At 57.0% G+C, this 17,694-nt stretch carries 20 protein-coding genes and 1 tRNA gene; 15 read left to right on the forward strand and 6 right to left on the reverse strand.

What is annotated here, in order from left to right; genetic code table 11:
* The first annotated feature begins 164 nt into the window (after positions 1-164).
* Entirely contained in the window at positions 165-1,157 is a 993-nt protein-coding gene (locus tag QOL81_RS19135) for an acyltransferase (RefSeq protein WP_070914484.1), read from the forward strand.
* On the opposite strand, the gene QOL81_RS19140 is transcribed toward QOL81_RS19135, so the two are convergent.
* The 4 genes from QOL81_RS19140 to QOL81_RS19155 all read right to left on the reverse strand — a co-directional run bounded on the left by QOL81_RS19140 (position 1,152) and on the right by QOL81_RS19155 (position 5,100).
* The gene (locus QOL81_RS19140) at positions 1,152-2,075 is read right to left on the reverse strand and encodes a GlxA family transcriptional regulator (RefSeq protein ID WP_070914485.1); all 924 of its coding nucleotides are present in this window, start codon (positions 2,073-2,075) and stop codon (positions 1,152-1,154) included. The genes QOL81_RS19135 and QOL81_RS19140 overlap by 6 nt on opposite strands.
* Before the next feature lie 2 nt (positions 2,076-2,077).
* The gene (locus QOL81_RS19145; protein ID WP_060441240.1) at positions 2,078-2,629 is read right to left on the reverse strand and encodes an isochorismatase family protein; all 552 of its coding nucleotides are present in this window, start codon (positions 2,627-2,629) and stop codon (positions 2,078-2,080) included.
* A gap of 100 nt (positions 2,630-2,729) precedes the next feature.
* Positions 2,730-4,118, reverse strand: coding sequence for an amidohydrolase family protein (locus QOL81_RS19150; protein ID WP_070914486.1), 1,389 nt, complete (start codon positions 4,116-4,118; stop codon positions 2,730-2,732).
* Positions 4,119-4,245: 127 nt separating this feature from the next.
* Positions 4,246-5,100 (reverse strand): LysR family transcriptional regulator, encoded by an 855-nt coding sequence (locus QOL81_RS19155; protein WP_283439988.1) that lies wholly within the window; start codon positions 5,098-5,100, stop codon positions 4,246-4,248.
* 126 nt (positions 5,101-5,226) lie between these two features.
* Here QOL81_RS19155 and QOL81_RS19160 point away from each other — a divergent pair, with 126 nt between their 5' ends.
* From QOL81_RS19160 to QOL81_RS19185, 6 genes are all read left to right on the forward strand, one after another.
* Entirely contained in the window at positions 5,227-6,426 is a 1,200-nt protein-coding gene (locus tag QOL81_RS19160) for a cyanate transporter (RefSeq protein ID WP_197830661.1), read from the forward strand.
* A 75-nt stretch (positions 6,427-6,501) separates the two neighbouring features.
* Positions 6,502-7,845: an esterase-like activity of phytase family protein gene (locus QOL81_RS19165; RefSeq protein WP_049274344.1), complete on the forward strand. Its 1,344-nt coding sequence runs from the start codon at positions 6,502-6,504 to the stop codon at positions 7,843-7,845.
* Between the two features lie 98 nt (positions 7,846-7,943).
* Positions 7,944-8,038, forward strand: a tRNA-Sec gene (locus QOL81_RS19170).
* A 175-nt stretch (positions 8,039-8,213) separates the two neighbouring features.
* A complete protein-coding gene (locus tag QOL81_RS19175; protein ID WP_208093661.1) occupies positions 8,214-9,395 on the forward strand; it encodes a tyrosine-type recombinase/integrase in 1,182 nt (393 codons plus the stop codon).
* Positions 9,396-10,226, forward strand: coding sequence for a hypothetical protein (locus tag QOL81_RS19180; RefSeq protein ID WP_208093660.1), 831 nt, complete (start codon positions 9,396-9,398; stop codon positions 10,224-10,226).
* 120 nt (positions 10,227-10,346) lie between these two features.
* Complete coding sequence (locus QOL81_RS19185; protein WP_089181507.1) at positions 10,347-10,622, forward strand: helix-turn-helix transcriptional regulator; 276 nt, start codon at positions 10,347-10,349, stop codon at positions 10,620-10,622.
* Between the two features lie 43 nt (positions 10,623-10,665).
* Here the strand turns inward: QOL81_RS19185 and QOL81_RS19190 are convergent, their stop codons facing one another.
* Complete coding sequence (locus tag QOL81_RS19190; RefSeq protein WP_089181508.1) at positions 10,666-10,857, reverse strand: toxin-antitoxin system HicB family antitoxin; 192 nt, start codon at positions 10,855-10,857, stop codon at positions 10,666-10,668.
* Between the two features lie 135 nt (positions 10,858-10,992).
* Here QOL81_RS19190 and QOL81_RS19195 point away from each other — a divergent pair, with 135 nt between their 5' ends.
* The 7 genes from QOL81_RS19195 to QOL81_RS19225 all read left to right on the forward strand — a co-directional run bounded on the left by QOL81_RS19195 (position 10,993) and on the right by QOL81_RS19225 (position 16,285).
* A complete protein-coding gene (locus QOL81_RS19195; protein ID WP_021807316.1) occupies positions 10,993-11,169 on the forward strand; it encodes a host cell division inhibitor Icd-like protein in 177 nt (58 codons plus the stop codon).
* Positions 11,162-11,515 carry a hypothetical protein gene (locus QOL81_RS19200; RefSeq protein ID WP_208093659.1) on the forward strand — a complete coding sequence of 118 codons (354 nt, stop codon included), beginning with the start codon at positions 11,162-11,164 and terminating at the stop codon, positions 11,513-11,515. Before QOL81_RS19195 ends, QOL81_RS19200 begins: the two co-directional genes overlap by 8 nt.
* Positions 11,516-11,559: 44 nt before the next feature.
* A complete protein-coding gene (locus tag QOL81_RS19205) occupies positions 11,560-11,841 on the forward strand; it encodes a hypothetical protein (protein ID WP_164053483.1) in 282 nt (93 codons plus the stop codon).
* Positions 11,838-12,188, forward strand: coding sequence for a DUF5375 family protein (locus QOL81_RS19210; RefSeq protein WP_033636586.1), 351 nt, complete (start codon positions 11,838-11,840; stop codon positions 12,186-12,188). Before QOL81_RS19205 ends, QOL81_RS19210 begins: the two co-directional genes overlap by 4 nt.
* Before the next feature lie 9 nt (positions 12,189-12,197).
* The gene (locus QOL81_RS19215; protein WP_208093657.1) at positions 12,198-14,879 is read left to right on the forward strand and encodes a TOPRIM and DUF927 domain-containing protein; all 2,682 of its coding nucleotides are present in this window, start codon (positions 12,198-12,200) and stop codon (positions 14,877-14,879) included.
* A 423-nt stretch (positions 14,880-15,302) separates the two neighbouring features.
* The gene (gene sid / locus QOL81_RS19220) at positions 15,303-16,052 is read left to right on the forward strand and encodes a capsid size-determining scaffold Sid (RefSeq protein ID WP_208093656.1); all 750 of its coding nucleotides are present in this window, start codon (positions 15,303-15,305) and stop codon (positions 16,050-16,052) included.
* A gap of 2 nt (positions 16,053-16,054) precedes the next feature.
* Entirely contained in the window at positions 16,055-16,285 is a 231-nt protein-coding gene (locus QOL81_RS19225) for an ogr/Delta-like zinc finger family protein (protein WP_208093655.1), read from the forward strand.
* Here QOL81_RS19225 and QOL81_RS19230 read toward each other — a convergent pair.
* Entirely contained in the window at positions 16,224-16,481 is a 258-nt protein-coding gene (locus QOL81_RS19230) for a hypothetical protein (RefSeq protein ID WP_208093662.1), read from the reverse strand. The two genes, QOL81_RS19225 and QOL81_RS19230, sit on opposite strands and share 62 nt — an antisense overlap.
* 183 nt (positions 16,482-16,664) lie before the next feature.
* On the opposite strand from QOL81_RS19230, the gene QOL81_RS19235 reads away from it, so the two are divergent.
* Positions 16,665-17,669, forward strand: coding sequence for a Hachiman antiphage defense system protein HamA (locus QOL81_RS19235; RefSeq protein ID WP_208093654.1), 1,005 nt, complete (start codon positions 16,665-16,667; stop codon positions 17,667-17,669).
* Positions 17,670-17,694 lie beyond the last annotated feature (25 nt).

The raw sequence follows: 17,694 nt of genomic DNA on the forward strand, positions 1-17,694 counted from the left end.
AACTGAGCGAGTTGTGGCGGCTATTTTGCCGCCAATTGTTCACCTTCGCAATAATAAGGTGTTGTTTAAGTGCATTCTGATATTTCGCTTTTGGGTTGTCGCCGAACGCCGTGCCCGATAACCTCTTCTTAACATATCAATATGACACAAGATCGGGCGAGCGTTTGAGCGAGAAAATCGGCTGGATAGACAACCTGCGGGCGATGGCGTGCATGATGGTGGTGATGATCCACGCCACCACCTATTACGTCACCAACGGCGCGGCGATAGGGCTGCACAATTGGGATATCGCCAACGTGCTGAACTCGCTGTCACGCGTGTCGGTGCCGCTGTTTTTCATGATTTCCGGCTACCTGTTCTTCGGCGACAAGAGCGCCGGCCGGCGGCATTTCACCCGTATCGCCTGCTGCATTCTGTTCTACAGCGCCATCGCGCTGATCTATATCGCGGCCTTTACCAAGATCGGCTTCTGGCCGTCGCTGCGCGCCATCCTGCAAAAGCCGGTGTTCTATCATCTGTGGTTTTTCTATGCCATTGCGGTGATTTACCTGCTGTCGCCGCTGATCAGCGTCAAGCCGGTGTCGCGCCGTTACCTGGCCGCCGCGCTGGTGGTGTTGGCGGCGATCGCCAACCCGAATACCGACAAGCTGACCTTCGGCAACGTGCACCTGCTGCCGGTTAACCTGTATATCTACGGCGATACCTTCTACTACCTGCTGTATGCGCTGGCCGGGCGGGCGATTGGCATGATGGAGGCGCGCGGGCGCGCCGTGGGCTGGCTGGCGGCGCTGGGATTTGCGCTGTGCGTGGCGCTGATCGCGCGCGGCACCAAGCACCAGCTGTTCATCAACGGCAACTTCGCCGATACCTACTACATCTACAGCGGCCCGCTGGTGTTTATGGCGGCGGTGGCGCTGCTGGTGTGGGTGAAACACTGTCTGCCGCAGCCGATCGGCTGGCTGAGCGCGTTCTCCCGCCATTCGCTGGCGATCTACGGTTTTCACGCCCTTATCGTCAACGTGATGCGCAGCCGGCACCTGGACTTCACCGGCCACCCGCTGCTGGATATCTTCTGGGTGTTCGGCGTGGCGCTGGGGCTCAGCCTGCTGCTGTCTGTCGGCCTGCAGCGGCTGGATACCCGCCGGCTGGTATCATAGCGGCGAACGCTGGCGCTGCTGGGCGCGGCGCAGCTGCCGCCCGGAAGAAAAGCCGGCCGCCAGCGCGGCCTTCTCCAACCCATATCCTTGCTGCAGGCGCTGTTGCGCCACCGCCAGCCGCAGCTGCTCATGATATTCCCGCACGCTGATGCCGACGTGGCTGCGAAACAGCCGCGCCAGGTGGCGGCTGCTGACGTGCGCTTTTTCCGCTACCTGCGGTACCGACCAGTCGGCCTCCGGCTCGGCGGCCATCACGTCCTGCGCGCGGTGCACCGCCGGGTGCAGGTGGTTGCGGTAGCGCAGCCAGGGCGACAGCTGCGGATCGTCCCCGGCGCGGCGGAAATAGACCACCATATCGCGGGCTACGTCGCGCGCCCGGCCAGAGCCGCAGTGGCGGTGCACCAGGTGCAGCGCCAAATCGATGCCGGTGGTGATGCCCGCGCTGGTGTAGACGCCGCGATCTTCGACGAAGATACGGTTCTCTTTCACCTGCGCCGCCGGCGCCTGCAGGCGGATACGCTCGATAACGTCGTGGTGGGTGGTGCACTGATAGCCGTCGAGCAGCCCGGCCTGCGCCGCCAGCAGCGCGCCGGAGCAGATGCACACCAGGGTGATGCGCTGTCGCTGCAGATCGGGCCGCAGCGTCGCCAGCCAGCGACGCGCCTGCTCGGCCTCTTCCCCGGCGAAATAGCGCTGCGAATCGCCGACGCCCGGCAGCACCAGGATGGCGCCGTCTTCCAAGCGTTCGGGCAACGGCTGCAGGCCGCTCAGCGTCATGCCGATGGAGCAGACGATCTGTGGCGACGGGCTGAGATAACGCAGGCTGAACTGCCCCGCGAGGCGCAGGGTTTCCGCCGGGCCGCTGACGTCCAGCGACAGCACGTTGGGCAACAGCAGAAAATAGACGGCCTGAGACATGGTTACTCCTGTGCGAGTTGCGCCAGCGCCTCATCCACGCTGGCGATGCGGGCGAAACGATCGACCAGTACGGTTTCAGTATGCCGCTTCAGCTGCGCGGGGGTAAAGACTTCGCCGTCGGGATGGCGCATCGGGAAGGTCAGCGTTGCCTCGGTGACGAAGGTCACCCGATAACCGAGATCGGACGCCACCCGGGTGGTGGTTTCGCAGCACTGCTCGGTACGGATGCCGGAGACGATCAGGTGGTTGATATCCCGCTCGCGCAGCCAGGCGTCGAGGCCGGATTCGGTCAGCGCATTGTGCACATGCTTATGCACGGTGATATCCGCCTGGTGAGTGAGGAACGGCAGGCGCTGCACGTGGCCCGAAGCCAGCGAGAACGGCCCCTGCGGCGAAACGTGCAGCACATCGACCAGCGCCGCGCCGCGTTGTTGGCAGCCCGCGATCAGGCGGGTCAGCGCCTGCTGAAACGCCGGCAGATCGTCCTCCTGCCAGAATGGACGGTGCTGGAATGATTGTTGGACATCGATGATCAATAACGCGCTTTGTGACATTTTCGGCCCTCCGACAGTGTGTGTAGCGACTATCTTGCGCTGCACCTTGCTCTGGCAGAAGGCCAAAAACGGCCATCATGATGACAACAGCGGACCGACCTTAGGCTTTGCTCACCTGGCCGGCCACCAGACGCCCCTGATGGAAGGTGGCGCTGCGCGCCGGCAGACGGGCGACCGCCTCGGCGGAACAGCTGGCGTTGACCAGCACGAACTCGGCGGCGTCGCCGGCTTTCGGCCAGGCGCGCTGGCCCTTATCGTCCAGCGGCAGCACGCCGCCGGTGGAGATGGCCATGGCGCGCGACAGGTGATACTCGTCGGAGCCGCGGTACAGCTGGGCATACAGGTTAGCCTTCTCCAGAATGTCGCCGGTGCCGAACGGCGACCAGTGGTCGATCACGCTGTCGGTGCCGGTCATCACGAACACCCCTTTCTCGCTGAGCTGCGGCAACGGCATCATCAGGCCGCCGATCGGCACCGTGGAGGCGATGGTGATCTGCTGCGCCGCCAGCCGGGTGGCGGTTTCCGCCAGTTCGCCCGGCGTCAGCGTGGTCAGGGCGAAAGCGTGGCTGATGGTGACCTTGCCGCGCAGCGCCGGGTTTTGCTCCACGGTGGCGATCATGTAGTTAATGGCGGCGACCCCGGCCGGGCTGGTCTCATGCAGGTGGATATCCACGCCTTTGCCGGTATCGAGGGCGATCTGGAACATGGCGTCCAGCGATTTCTCCATCGCGCCGTCGACGTTGGTCGGATCGAGCCCGCCGACGTACTGCACGCCCATCTGCATCGCTTCGCGCATCAGCGCATCGACCCTGGAGTGCAGCAAGCCGTGCTGCGGGAAGGCGACGATTTCACAGCTGAAATCCGCCCGGTGGTTTTCCAGCGCGCGCTGCAGGTGCTCCAGGCTTTTCAGGCCGCTGACCGGATCGATATTGCAGTGGCTGCGCGCCACGGTGCTGCCTTTGGACTGCAGCAGGGCGATCAGGTTTTCCGCCCGCTGCTGCGAGGTGGGCAGCAGTTTCGGGATCAGCGTCTGCTCCAGCGCGATCATGTCCATGATGGTCTTGCCCTGGCGCGGGCGCGGCGCCTGCCACGGGCCGCTGTAGAAGGTTTTGTCCAGGTGGATGTGCATGTCGCGGAACGCTGGCAGCAGCAGCTGGCCCTGTGCCTGATAGCGGGGCACGCCGGCGGGCAGGGAGGCGTTGGCGGCGTGAATGGCGGCGATCTTGCCGTCTTTGATCTCCAGCGTGTACAGCGCGGTGCGGGTGCCGATCACCGTTTCGCCGTCGTATTCAAAGCCGTCTTCCAGCCGCACCTCACTCAGGCAGTAGTGGCGATCGGTCAGGGTCATCGGTGCCGGTGCGCACTGCCCGCCGCCCGGTGACGCGGCCTGCGCCATGCCGCCCGTCAGGCCGATCACCGCGCAGGCGGTGGTGAGTTTGCCGGTTTGGCTGAGGAAGGCTCTGCGGCCCGGTTGTTGAGGGTTTTCCACGTTCGGTTCCTTAATCCAGAGGTGAGGGGTGAAACATCCCCCAATTTAGGAGAGGAACCGGCCGGTTGGCAGCGACATTTGCCACTGGTGACTATTCGATTTGGTAATGATCGGCGTCTGCCGGCGTTTATTTCAACCCGCAAAACACCGCCAGCCGCTGGGCCAGCGCCAGCGTGGCGGCGGGAGCGCCGTCGCGGTAGTAGAGCGCCAGTTCGAAGCTGTCTATCGGCGGTAATCCTTCGGCTTCGCCCAACACCCGATGCGTGGGCAGACGGCAGCCGGCCGGCAGCAGGGTAACGCCCAGCCCGGCGGCGGAAGCGGCGGTCAGCGCCGCCAGGCTGGCGCTGCTGTAGCCGATGCGCCAGCGTTTGCCGAGGTTGTCGAGCGCCTGGCACAGCTCGTCGCGGTACAGGCCGCTGAGCGGAAATACCGCCAGCGGCACCGGCGATTGCTCGATGGCCGGGAAGGCCAGGCTGTCCAGCCACAGCAGCGGTTCCGGCCGCGCGGCGCGCGGCGGTTGCCGGCGGCGCTGCTTCACCAGGATCAGATCCAGCTCTTCACGCGCGTAGGCGCTATGCAGATCGGCGCTCAGGCCGCTGGCGACGTCCAGCCGCAGGTGCGGGTGCTCGCGGCTGAAGTCGGCCAGCAGCTCGGTGGTGGGCACGGCGAAATCCTCCGGCATGCCGATCCGCAGCACGCCGTCGCGCCAGATGCCGGTCAGCGCGTCGTGGGCTTCTTCATTCAGCGCGATGATGCGGCGCGCGTAGCTCAACAGCTTCACGCCTTCTTCGGTCAGCAGCACCTGATGCGAGGAGCGCTCAAACAGCGGCTTGCCCAGCATCTCTTCCAGCCGGCGCACCTGCTGGCTAACGGTGGACTGCGACAAAAACACCCGCTCTGCGGCGCGGGTGAAGCTGTTGCTGTCGCATACGGCGATGAAGCTGAGCAGCAGCTGCGGATTGAACATCGGGTAGCGATTCATTTTCCCACTGTCGGCTATTTTATTATTTAATTTCCCAATACTAGCGGCGTTGCCTACAGTAACGCAACGCTGTGGCGATCGCGCTGTGACGCCGCACTCTTCATTTTGCAGTACCAGGAATATACCGTGTTAAATCATTCTGTTAATTCATCCTCTTCGCGCCGCTGGTTCAACCCTCTGCTGCTGGCGCTGGTGTTGATCGGCCTGAACATGCGGCCGTTGTTGACCTCGATCGGCCCGTTGCTGCCGACGCTGCGCCAGGCTACCGGGCTGAGCTTTGGCGGCGCGGCGCTGCTGACCACGCTGCCGGTGCTGATGATGGGCCTGATGGCGTTGGCGGGTGGCGCCATCAACCGGCTATTCAGCGAACGCAGCGCCGTGGCGTTAAGTTTGTTGGCGATCGGGCTGGGCGCGCTCTGGCGCGAACTGGCCCCCGGCAGCGTGCAGCTGCTGATGAGTGCGGTGCTGGGCGGGCTCGGCATCGGGGTGATCCAGGCGGTGATGCCCGGCATCATCAAGCATCATTTCCTCAAAAGTATGGCGCTGGTGGCCGGGCTGTGGTCGGCGGCGCTGATGGGCGGCGGCGGGCTGGGTGCGGCGATCACCCCGTGGCTGATGAGTGCGGGGCACGACTGGCACAGCGCGCTGGCCTGGTGGGCGTTGCCGGCCCTGGTGGCGCTGCTGGCCTGGTGGCCGGTCAGCCGCGGGCTGTCTCGCCTGAGCGCGGCGGGTGAAAACCGCGGGCCAAGCCTGCTGCGCAACCGGCGCGCCTGGCTGCTCGGCGCCTATTTCGGCCTGATCAACGGCGGCTATACCAGCCTGATCGCCTGGCTGCCGCCGTATTACATGCAGCTCGGTTGGCAGCCGCAGGCCAGCGGTTCGCTGCTGGCGTTGATGACCTTCGGCCAGGTCGTGGGCGCGCTGCTGCTGCCGGCGCTGGCGCGCAATCATGACCGGCGGCCGCTGCTGCTGCTGGCGTTGATGATGCAACTGATCGGCTTTATCGGCTTGATTTACCTGCCGCAGACGCTGCCGTGGCTGTGGGTGCTGCTCTCCGGGCTGGGGCTGGGCGGCGCGTTCCCGCTGTGCCTGGTGCTGGCGCTTGATCACCTGCACCAGCCGGCGGCGGCCGGGCGGCTGGTGGCCTTTATGCAGGGCGTCGGTTTTCTGCTGGCGGGCGTGACGCCCTACCTCTCCGGCCTGCTGCGCGATTACAGCGGCAGCTTCATGCTGGACTGGCAGATCCATGCGCTGCTGGTGGTGGTGCTGATCGCCATCACCTGGCGCTTCCACCCGCACAGCTACCGGCGGGCGTTCGCCGAATAATATTTCTGTCATTGCCACTCCCTATAGTGACGTTGCTTTTACTTCTGGGCGATAACAACGAAAAGGGACAATGACATGCACAACACCAAAACCCGGCTGGCGCTGCTGGTCGGCTGCATGGCGCTGAGCGCCAACCTGTGGGCCGACGCGCAGCCGGTGCAAGCGACGTTGGCTGGGCATGCGCTGCTGCCGGTGAAATCCGCCGTTTCCACACCGAAGGACGCGCCGAGCGATCTGCAGCAGAGCGGCAAGTACACCAGCGGCAAACGCGTCACCGAGCTGGGCAGCGTGGCGGGCAAATCCGCCGATCGCCTGACCGGCCTCGGCCTGCCGATCGACGGTCAGCCGCTGCAGGGCCACTCCGGCATCAAACACATGCCCGACGGCACCTACTGGGTGCTGACCGACAACGGCTTCGGCAGTAAGGCCAACTCGCCGGACGCCATGCTGTACCTCAATCACTACAAGATCGATTTTAAAGACGGCACGGTCGCGCCGCTGAAGACGGTTTTCCTGCACGATCCGGATAAAAAGGTGCCGTTCCACATCATCAACGAGAGCACCGAGAAGCGTTATCTGACCGGCAGCGATTTCGATCCGGAAAGCTTCCAGTTTGCCGACGATGCCTTGTGGATCGGTGAAGAATTCGGCCCTTACCTGATCAAGGCCGACCTGAACGGCAAAGTGCTGGCGGTGTTCGACACCCTGGTGGACGGCAAGGTAGTGAAATCGCCGGACAACCCGACGCTGACCCTGCCGGGCGCGCCGGACGGCAAGCAGAACTTCCAGGTGGCACGCTCCAAAGGCTTTGAAGGCATGGCCGCCTCGCCGGACGGCAGCAAGCTGTACCCGCTGCTGGAAGGGGCGCTGTGGGACGGCGAGCAGTTCGAGAACGTCGGCGGCAAACGCTATCTGCGGGTGCTGGAGTTCGACGTCAAACAGCAGGCCTGGACCGGCCGCAGCTGGCAGTACGTGCTGGAAGACAACCAGAACGCCATCGGCGATTTCAACATGATCGACGCCACCCACGGGCTGGTGATTGAGCGCGACAACGGCGAAGGCACGCCGGATAAAGCCTGCGCCGCCGGCGCGCCAACCGACAACTGCTTCAGCCAGGTGGCCAAGTTCAAGCGGGTGTATAAAATCGCCTTCTCGGACGCCAACGTCGGCAAACCGGTCGAGAAACTGGGTTATATCGACCTGATGAACATTCAGGATCCGAACAAGCTGGCGCGCAAGCCGCTGAACGACGGCGTGCTGACCTTCCCGTTCTTCACTATCGAGAACGTGGACGTGGTGGACGCCAACCACATCATCGTCGGCAACGACAACAACTTCCCGTTCTCCTCCAGCCGCCAGCCCAATATGGCGGATGACAACGAGTTCATCCTGCTGGACGTGAAGGATTTCCTGAAGTAGCGCTCCCCGGCCGCCGAATCGCCGGCGGCCGCCATTTCCCGCTTAGCGCAGCGAACAAACTGCGCTATAATCAGCGCCTTGCTTCTTCTCTTCTCCAAGGAAGATCCTCGTCCCCGGTGGGGCGGCCGGACTTCAAATCCGGTTGGGGCCGCCAGCGGTCCTGGGCAGGTTCGACTCCTGTGATCTTCCGCCAAAGCACCTCTCTTTACGTCAATTAGAGTCTATATTTTTCATTAAAAACCAATGACTAACTTGAAATTCATCTCTTCTGGTGTCAACCTGTGTCTACTCAAATCTACCCCCATTTAGGGGTGTTTTTGGGGGTTGAAAAGTACCCCTAAAAATTGATACCCCCAGAAGGAGACGCAATGCCTTTGACTGACGTAAAGGTGCGAACAGCAAAACCCCAAGACAAACCCTACAAGCTCGCTGATGGTGGTGGTCTATACCTATTGGTTAATACTAATGGCTCTCGTTATTGGCGTTTGAAGTACCGCGTTATGGGGCGAGAAAAGCTGTTATCGATAGGAGTCTACCCTGATATATCCCTAGCTGTGGCGCGCCAGAAAAGAGATGAAGCAAGGAAAGTTCTCGCCGAGGGGAATGATCCCAGTGCGGTAAAAAAGGCGGAAAAGCAAGCGAAGAAAATAGCGGCGGAAAACACCTTTGAATCGATTGCTCGTGAGTGGCACAAAGCTAAAGCTGACCGTTGGTCACTGCGTTACCGCGATGAAATCATTGATACCTTCGAAAAGGACATTTTCCCCTATATCGGATTACGGCCTATTGCAGAAATTAAACCACTAGAGCTGTTGGAAACTCTCAAACGAATGGAAAAGCGTGGTGCACTGGAGAAAATGCGCAAAGTGCGTCAACGCTGTGGTGAAGTATTTCGCTATGCGATTATTACTGGTCGTGCAGAGTATAATCCTGCCCCTGATTTAGCCGGTGCTTTAGCCGTACATAAGAAACAACACCTCCCATTTTTGACAGCACAAGAACTGCCTGAGTTTATGAAAGACTTAGCAGGATATACAGGTAGCATCATCACTAAGAGCGCCACCTATTTAATAATGTATACTGGAGTCAGGACTCAGGAGTTGCGTTTTGCTCGTTGGGAAGACATTGATCTTGATAAAGCAATGTGGGAAGTTCCGGCCGAGCATATGAAAATGCGTCGCCCTCATAAAGTGCCCTTATCTAGGCAGGCCATATCCCTGCTAAAGCAACTCAAACCAATCACCGGCCATTATCCACTTGTATTTATTGGTAGGAACGATCCACGTAAACCGATTAGCAAGGAAAGTATTAATCAGGTTATTGAACTTCTGGGCTATAAAGGCAGGCTTACCGGTCATGGTTTTAGACATACTATGAGCACTATCCTGCATGAGCAAGGTTACGACTCCACTTGGATTGAAATGCAACTGGCACATGTAGATAAGAATGCAATTCGGGGAGCTTATAACCACGCGCAATATCTAGATGGACGTAGGAAAATGATGCAGTGGTATGCTGATTATTTATCTGGGATGGATGTAGGTTTTTAAATGAGTCCTTTTAAAATAAAGAATACAGATTATCTTTTGCGTGATTTTTATCAATTAACGGAAGCTGCTGAGATTATCGGTTGTGATGTAAAAGATATACTTTGGTTCTCGCTTAAAAAAGGGATAGAACTTTGTATGGAGTTCTATGATGATGAACTTGAGGTATCTAATGGACTTGATTCAGATATTGAAAATGCGCAATTGCTTACTGAGATAAAATCATTAAAAAAAGATGAAGATGGATATTATGTTTTATCTGAGAGTTGTACATTAAGACTTCATCCTGAACAGGAAAAATATGATGAAAATGGTTTTTTGACTTGTTATATAAAAGGGTTTTTTGCCATCAATGATGAGTATAAAGAACATCTGGTTAAGCATGAAGGTCAGCCAGATGAATGGCCGGAGTATTTTATTCCATCTGGAAATTCCAATCTTGATTTTCCTGTAAGATTGTTTGTTAACTATGATGAGAGAGAAAATTACTATTTGTTGGATACATTATGGATTACAAAAAAACAAATAGGTTTTTTCTTAAGAGAAGTTGCAGAGCAACAGAAACCTCAGAAGTCTGAGAAGAATTATCAAGCTCAATCGGAGGCTCAGAAACAGAAACATGCAGTACCTCGAGTTGAAGTCCTCATGGCCATCGTTGCTTTGTATCACCGAGATATGAATTTAAGAAGAGAAAGCCCTACCGCAATAGCTGACTATCTTTTTCTTCACGCGAGAGATTTCTGGCCAGAGAAGGGGGTGCCGCCATTGAGTTATGACACGATCGTTAATCTTTTACGGAAAAGCATGAGAAAAGGCGGGTTAACATTTCAGTAACAAATGTGGTGACTAAAGGCGATTTTCGATAGATCCTTTAGTCATGTTTTTCGTGCTTAAATAATATGATTAAATTCTCCGTGTTGAGGTTAGTTGACTTGAATACACGGAGAATTACAGATGGCTTTTGCATCAGAATATGTGAATGTACAGCGCCCACCTTTGGATGCATTGATTGATATGAAGTTCATAACAGCCGATTGTCTTCTAAGCGATAAATGGATCTACCGTCTTATTTCTCAAGAACGTTTTCCTCGTCCTATTAAGTTAGGGAGAATGTCACGCTGGCGGGCTGCTGACTATTACGATTGGCGTGACGAGCAGGAAAAAAATTCACGACAGGAATATGAAAAAGGAAGAGTAAGAGCAAAAGAGATAAGAAAAGGATTGCATTGAATGGAATAAAATAAGCGACAAGCTCGCCGCCTATTTTAACTATTTAACCTTTCGGCTCAATACCACGGCGTTTTAATTCGTTTCTGGCTAACTCTTTGAACCAGTTTCCGAGGCTCATCTCGTCTTTGGCTGCTTCGGTGTTTAGCTGTTCTCTTAGGTCTGTCGGGATTCTAATTTGAAAAGTCGGAGAAAAACCTTCGCCTTTAGGACTTTTGTCTCGTTTTGCAGTTGACATGTACGTACATAACCTCTTAGTATCATCACTGTTATGTACGTACACTATCACGGCGTGCGTATTAAACACAACGGCTCTGAACAGTGCGGCAACACTGCCAGAGCCTCACCATTCACGTAAATTGAGAGCAACGCTATGGCTACATCAAAGTGTACCTACATCTTTGCCGCAATCAACCGCACCCAGCGCAAAATCCGCCCGGTGATGTTGCGCATTACCGCCGGTGACGAACGCAGCGCCCGCCGCCAGTTGGCCGGTGACTACGTACTCCTGTTCGCCGGTCGCCTGCCACAGGGAGGCTGCCATGCGTGAGTTTCCCCAGCACGGCGAGCGCTATCGCCATCAGCAAGGCAGAACGGTGCGTATCCTGAGCCTGTATCGCGCCGATGAGGCAACGGCCCGTAACAACCCGGAGTTCGCCTATGAAGTGGTGTTTGAGTATGACCTGTCCGGCAACGTGACCTCCATGCCGCTGCCGTGGTTCAGCGAGGTGTACCGCAAAATCGCCGATGCGCCGCGCAACCTTGCTCCCCGGCCTGCCGCCGGTCAGTCGCCGCTCCAGCTGCACCCGTCTGTAAAGGTGGTCTACAGCCGCCAGTGGGAGACACGACGGCCGACGCCGGAGCACGACGACACCCATTATTCCCGCTTCCTGTAACGCGGTTTATCACGCTTCATTTTCGATTCTGACGGACAAAAATCATGACTTCATCACATGGGCAATCATCAGCTCAGGGCACGCTGTTGCCGCCATCCTGCCGCTACCTGTCTTACGGCATGACCGAAGACGCCTTTGAGAAACTTAATCGCGCCAAGCAGGCGTGTTCGCTGCTGGATATGTTGTTCGCCGGGCAGGCCGCATCAGCGCCGTTCCCGACCGGTATCACCACGCAGGAAATGGCCGCCATGGTGGCTTACCTGTCGGAGGATTTGGCCTTCGTTCAGGCGCAGTGCGCCGCAATTAACGGGGAGGTGGTCGCATGACGCTGGATAACGGTTCTGCCTCCTGCATTCCACTGGAAGTGCGCACCGCGCTGTTTCGTCGCGCGGTGGCCGAGGCCTATCTCGCCGCCTGTGCGGCGCAGGGCATGACGCTTCCCCACACGCTGGACAGCCTGCAGATGCTGATTGCCAGCGACATCGAAGCGCTGTTTGTGAAGCTGCACGGCGTTGACGAAGGCATGGCGATTGCCTGCTCGTTGCTGGGCGATATGGTGGCCCCGGACATTCTGCTGGCGGCACCGCAGCTCACGGCGCAGGGCTGCAACATCATGGCCGAGCTGTGCGGCGTGGCGGTCACGTCCGGCCATCCGGCACCGACGCTGCATTAAGGGGGCGCAATGACCAAGTTAGAACAGACCAAACAGGCCGCCCGCGGCCGCTGGGACGTTATTTTTCCGCTGCTGGGGGTCACGGTACCCCCTCACGGTCAGCACGGCCCCTGCCCGTCGTGCGGCGGCACCAAGCCGTTTCGCATGGACGACAAGAACGGCGACGGCCGCTGGATTTGCACACACTGCACACACGGCGACGGACTGGACTTGGTGGCGAAGGTCAACGGCCTCAGCCTCGGTCAGGCCGTCAACGAAGTGGCCGACGTGCTGCAACTGAGTCAGGTGCAGCAACAGCCGCCCAAGCCCGCCAGAAGAAAAGCCGTCAAACCGGCACCGGCGGTGGCCGACACGGTAGCGCAGTGGCTGGCCGCCTGCACAGAGGGGCAAAGCGAGTATCTCACCGGCAAGGGGTTTGCCAGCCTGCCGCAGCCGCTGACCACCACGGCCCGCAAAAGCGGCGGTGTGGACTTTCCGCCGGGGTCGCTGCTGCTGGCGCTGACGGACATCCACGGCGCCGTGACGGGCGCGCAGTTGATTTCTCCGCTGGGTGATAAGCGGCTGTTGCCGGGGACGGTGCAAAAGGGGGCATTTATCGCCCTCAGTGCGTCCCCACAGAGCGACGCGCCGCCGACGCAGGTGATTATCACCGAAGGCTACGCCACCGCGCTGACGGCCGCTCAGCTCGCCGCAGGCTGGGTGGTGGCCGCCATCTCGGCCAGCAATCTGCCGAACGTGGCACAGGCGGTGCACGCCCGCTGGCCGCAGGCCCGTATCGTCATCGCCGGAGACAATGACTTCTACGACGGCAAAGAGAACACCGGCAAAGTCTGGGCGGAGAAAGCCGCCAAGGTCGTCAACGGCTGCGTGACGCTGCCGCCGACCCGCCATAAGGCGGACTGGAACGACTTTATGCAGGAAAACGGCCCGGTGCGCGCCAAGGAGGCATTTAACGAAGAGCTGGTGCAACTGGGTAAGTCGGCGGTGAAGCTACCGCAGGGCTTTCGGCTGACGCAGGAATACCTGTGGTTTGACAAGCAGGTGCAGAAGTCAGACGGCGACACCGAAATCCGCAACATCAAAATCAGCAACCCGTTGCGGGTGACGGCCATCACCTGCGACGCCGACGGCGGCAACTTCGGCCGTTTGCTGGAATGGGAGGACACCTACGGCCAGCCGCGTAAATGGGCGATGCCGATGGAGATGCTGAGCGGCAGCGGCGAAGAGCTGCGCCGTATCCTGCTGGTCAACGGCCTGTCGTACATCAGCACCACCGGCGAGGCCCGCGCCCGGCTGATGGAATACATCTCCCTGTGCAAGCCGGAGCGCAAAGTCACCTGCGTGAATAAAACCGGGTGGCACGGCGATGTGTATGTGTTGCAGGACGAGGTGATCGGCGACGGTGCGGAAGCGGTGATACTGCAAACCGCCAGCGTGCAGGGCAAAGATTTTCGCGTGGCCGGGACGCTGGACGACTGGCAGGAGCAGATTGGCCGGTACTGTGTCGGCAACTCCCGCGTGGCCTTTGCGGTCAGTCTGGCATTTGCCGCGCCGCTGCTACGACTGGTGGGAATGGACGGCGGCGGGTATCACCTCAAGGGCGAATCCACCGACGGAAAGACCACCACCATGAAGGCGGCCACCTCGGTGTGCGGTGGCCCAGACTACTGGCACACATGGCGCTCCACCGGTAATGCGCTGGAAGGCACCGCCAGCCGCCGTAACGACGCAGCGATGATGCTCGATGAAATCCGGGAGGTGGACGGCCGCGAGGCCGGAAACATCGCCTATATGCTGGCGAACGGCCAAGGCAAGGGGCGGGCAGGCACCGATGGTGAGTTACGCGCCCGCAAGCAGTGGCGGCTGTTGTTCTTCTCTACCGGGGAACTGTCGCTTACCGAGCACGCCGCCCGTGCCGGCGAACGGACGTTTGCCGGGATGGAAGTGCGGATGCTCCAGATACCGAGTGACTCCGGCAAATACGGCGTATTTGAAAGCCTGCACGGGTTCGACAGCGGCAAGGCGCTGGCGGAGCATTTTGAAGTTGCTACCGCGACGGTGTACGGCACGCCGTTCCGCGCCTGGCTGAAAGCCCTCACCGCCGACCTGAACGGCATGACGGCCAGCGCCAAGGTGCTGATGAAGGAATACACCCAGTTGCTGATGCCGGATAACGCCGGTAATCAGGTCGGGCGAGCCATCAACCGCTTTGCGCTGGTTGCCATGGCCGGGGAGCTGGCGACGCGACTCGGCATCACCGGCTGGCCGGAGGGGGAAGCGCTGCGGGCAACCCAGACCTGTATGCGGGCATGGCTGGCTGACCGGGGCCACAGTGCCAATCAGGAGGACATTGCCGCGCTGGAGCAGGTGCGCACCTTCTTCACGGCCGGGCAGTTCAGCCGCTTTGCCGACTGGCATAACGAGATGAACCGCCCCGGCAACATGGTGGGTTGGCGCAAGGTGGAGAAAGGCAACCATGCCCGGCAGGTGGAGGCGGTGACGACGTTCTATGTGATGCCGTCCGGCTGGAAAGAAATCTGCAAAGGCTATGATGCGCGGAAGGTGGCAAGGTTGTGTGCGGAAGCCGGTTTTCTGGTTCCGGCCAAGGACGGCAAAATGCAAACGGCCACCCGCCCGCCAGAGATGGGCGTCAAGAAGCTGTATGTCTTCACCAGTGACGTCTTAGGGTAAGGCTTTACGCGAGTCTTATTATTAAGGGGTAACAGAGGTAACAGGGGTTACAGCGTTGTAATCACTGGAGAAAATCTGTTACCCCTTTTGTTTTGGTTGGGGTAACAGGGGTAACAACGTCGGTGTTTTTTCACCCTGTTACCCGGTGTTACCCTGGCAATTTCCACCGGGGTAACACATTTTTTCCTTTCAAATCATCTCTGTAACCTGTGTAACCCCTGTTACCCCCGCAAATCGATAAAGGCATAGGCCGATTCACCGAAACGCCCCTTCTCTGGCGGGCCATTCTTTCCCCCAAAGTGTCACCTAACCCATTGAAAAAAGGCCACGTTGTGTAGCCGGAGTGACAACCGTGTTTGATTGAGCGGTTGTGCCGGTTATCGGACACTGTTCACACAACATAACGAACTGGAGTTTTTTTCGATGACCACCAAGACCCCGCTTGTCGCACTGTCTGAACGCTTGTTGCAGCAACAACCCGGCTTTGATGACGCACGTAGCAGTTTTTACAAAAAGAAAACGGAGCTGAATGATATCCGTCAGGTCATTGCGACCACACACGATAAGAAACGCGCAGCGGAAGAGCAGGCCGTCATGGACGACAAAGGCTGGCGTAAGCGGTTCCGCAAAGCAAAAGGCGAACTGACGCCGGAGATGCAAGACCTGCATACCCAACGCATCATCAAACGTGAACTGGTGAATGAATACGACGGGCTGCTGGCCGAACTGGAAGATGATAAGGAAGAGGCGATGGTTGCGGTCTGCAACGCCGCCAGTGCTTATGACCAGAAGCACCGCGCGCTTTTGCGCACTTACTCCGAAATGACGCTGGAGGTTGCGTTGGATCAAGCCTCAATCCTGATCCGCGCGGTTGCTTTGCGACTCCATGCCCAGTCGCGTCTCGGCCACGATGAACAGCAGTTCCATAACAACAACCTGTGCGCGCGAGATCCACACGGTGTCGTGATGCAGGAAGTTATGCAGGCACTGGTTGAACGCGCCGCTAATTTCCACCTGAGCACGGAGAGTGACCCTATTCTTGAGGCGATTGGGTTGTATGGCCCGGATTTCAGTGGCCTTGACCAGAGGCTAATTAACAGTCCGGCCGCACGGATCAAACTCGGCAAGGAAATCGCTGCCCGCAAACAAGCCAAAGCGGAAGAGGAGGAATAACCATGATGCGCTGTCCTTTCTGCCGCAGCGGCGCACATACCCGAACCAGCCGCTATTTGACGGAACAGACCAAAGAGGCTTATTACCAGTGCCAGAATATTGACTGCTCCAGCACCTTTAAGACGCGGGAAAGTATTGAGCATGTGATCCGGCAACCTATACCCCCGGAAACTATTCCGCCGCCGGAACACCGAACGTTGAACCGTTACGGGAATAATAATTGTCTACATTGATTAATAGCATCCGCTCCTTTATTAAGGGGCGTTTTTTATTGCCTTCTCTTTCCGCTTTTTGTTGATTTTTCTCTGGCGGGCCTCTCATTTTGAGCATGCATGCATAGGGTGCATGAATTTGCATGCCTATAATACCCTTACGGTCTCCCTGCCGCCCCAGTGCTGGCGCGGTTTGCGGGCCATCGTGCAACTGCATGAAAAGCGACACAAGAAGCGGGCAGGCGAGGCGGGGATAGCATTGCGCGCAATGCATACGAAGCATAATTTAGGATAAATTGCTAAAACTGTGTTTATAATCATGTTTATATGATCAGTTGTTACAATGTGAGAAGTAAGCAAAGATAGTGCTAATTTCTTGTGCTGAAATGCGGACGTCCATATGGAAGATATCGATAAGTTGAAGGGTATTGACTGGTCAGAATTAATAGTTGCTAACCATGGCTGGATTGAGAAGCATCTGCATGTACATCCGATTAATAGTGAAAAGAAAATAACTGCTAGATTTTACTCTGTACCCTATGCTGGTCTTCATCAAGAGGTTTTAACACTTGCTGGCAGGATAGCTGATTCTATAGAGCATTATGTTTTTGATGAGGCATCATTAGCCGAGATGCGCAAGGAAGGGATCATTCCTTTTCGTAAAGCTGCGGAGTTTTTCGGTGATACGAACCCTATAGTAGATGGTAAGTATGGTGAACTGATTCTATATGCATTATCTGAGTTTGTTTTAAGAACTCCTATGGTAACACATAAAATAACATCGCTAACTAATGTTAATGATCAGGTCAAAGGTGGAGATGGAATATTTTTTGGTGATTATGGCGGGCGGCTATCAATCTTGATCGGTGAGTCTAAGATATATAGTGATTTTTCCCAGGCTTTAGAAAGTGCTTTTGATTCTTTAAATAGATTCAATGAGGCGTATTCTGGCTCTGCTTTGTCTCATGAAATGTTTATTGCGAGGTCGAATATATCAAAGAACTTTGATATTGACACTCTGGATTTGATCTATAAGGCTTTCACCCCAGGAACTGAATTGTATAATGAATGTGTAAAGACTCATCCGGTACTCATTATTTTTCAGGATGAATATCTTGAAAAAATTCAAGTGGACTCAATGACAAAGTCTGATGCTGAAGCTCTTTTTTCTGCGTGGTTAGAAACTAAGAGAAATGAAATATGTCAGATAATTAGCTCGAAATATAAGCGATATCCAAAAATGGCTAGCTATATTTTAGACTTTTTCTTAATTCCTATGACCGATGTCTCTCATTTTAAAAAGACCTTATATAAGGCTATTCATGCAATTGAGTTTAAAGAACCAGTAAAGAAAAACAAAACTAAAAGAGTAGTTAAGACTACAGGGACAAAAAAGAAAAACTAGTTGTATGTATAACTGTATTTTTAAT

Origin of the sequence: Serratia sp. CC22-02, from assembly GCF_900182895.1 — a bacterium.
GTDB classification, from domain to species: domain Bacteria; phylum Pseudomonadota; class Gammaproteobacteria; order Enterobacterales; family Enterobacteriaceae; genus Serratia; species Serratia nevei.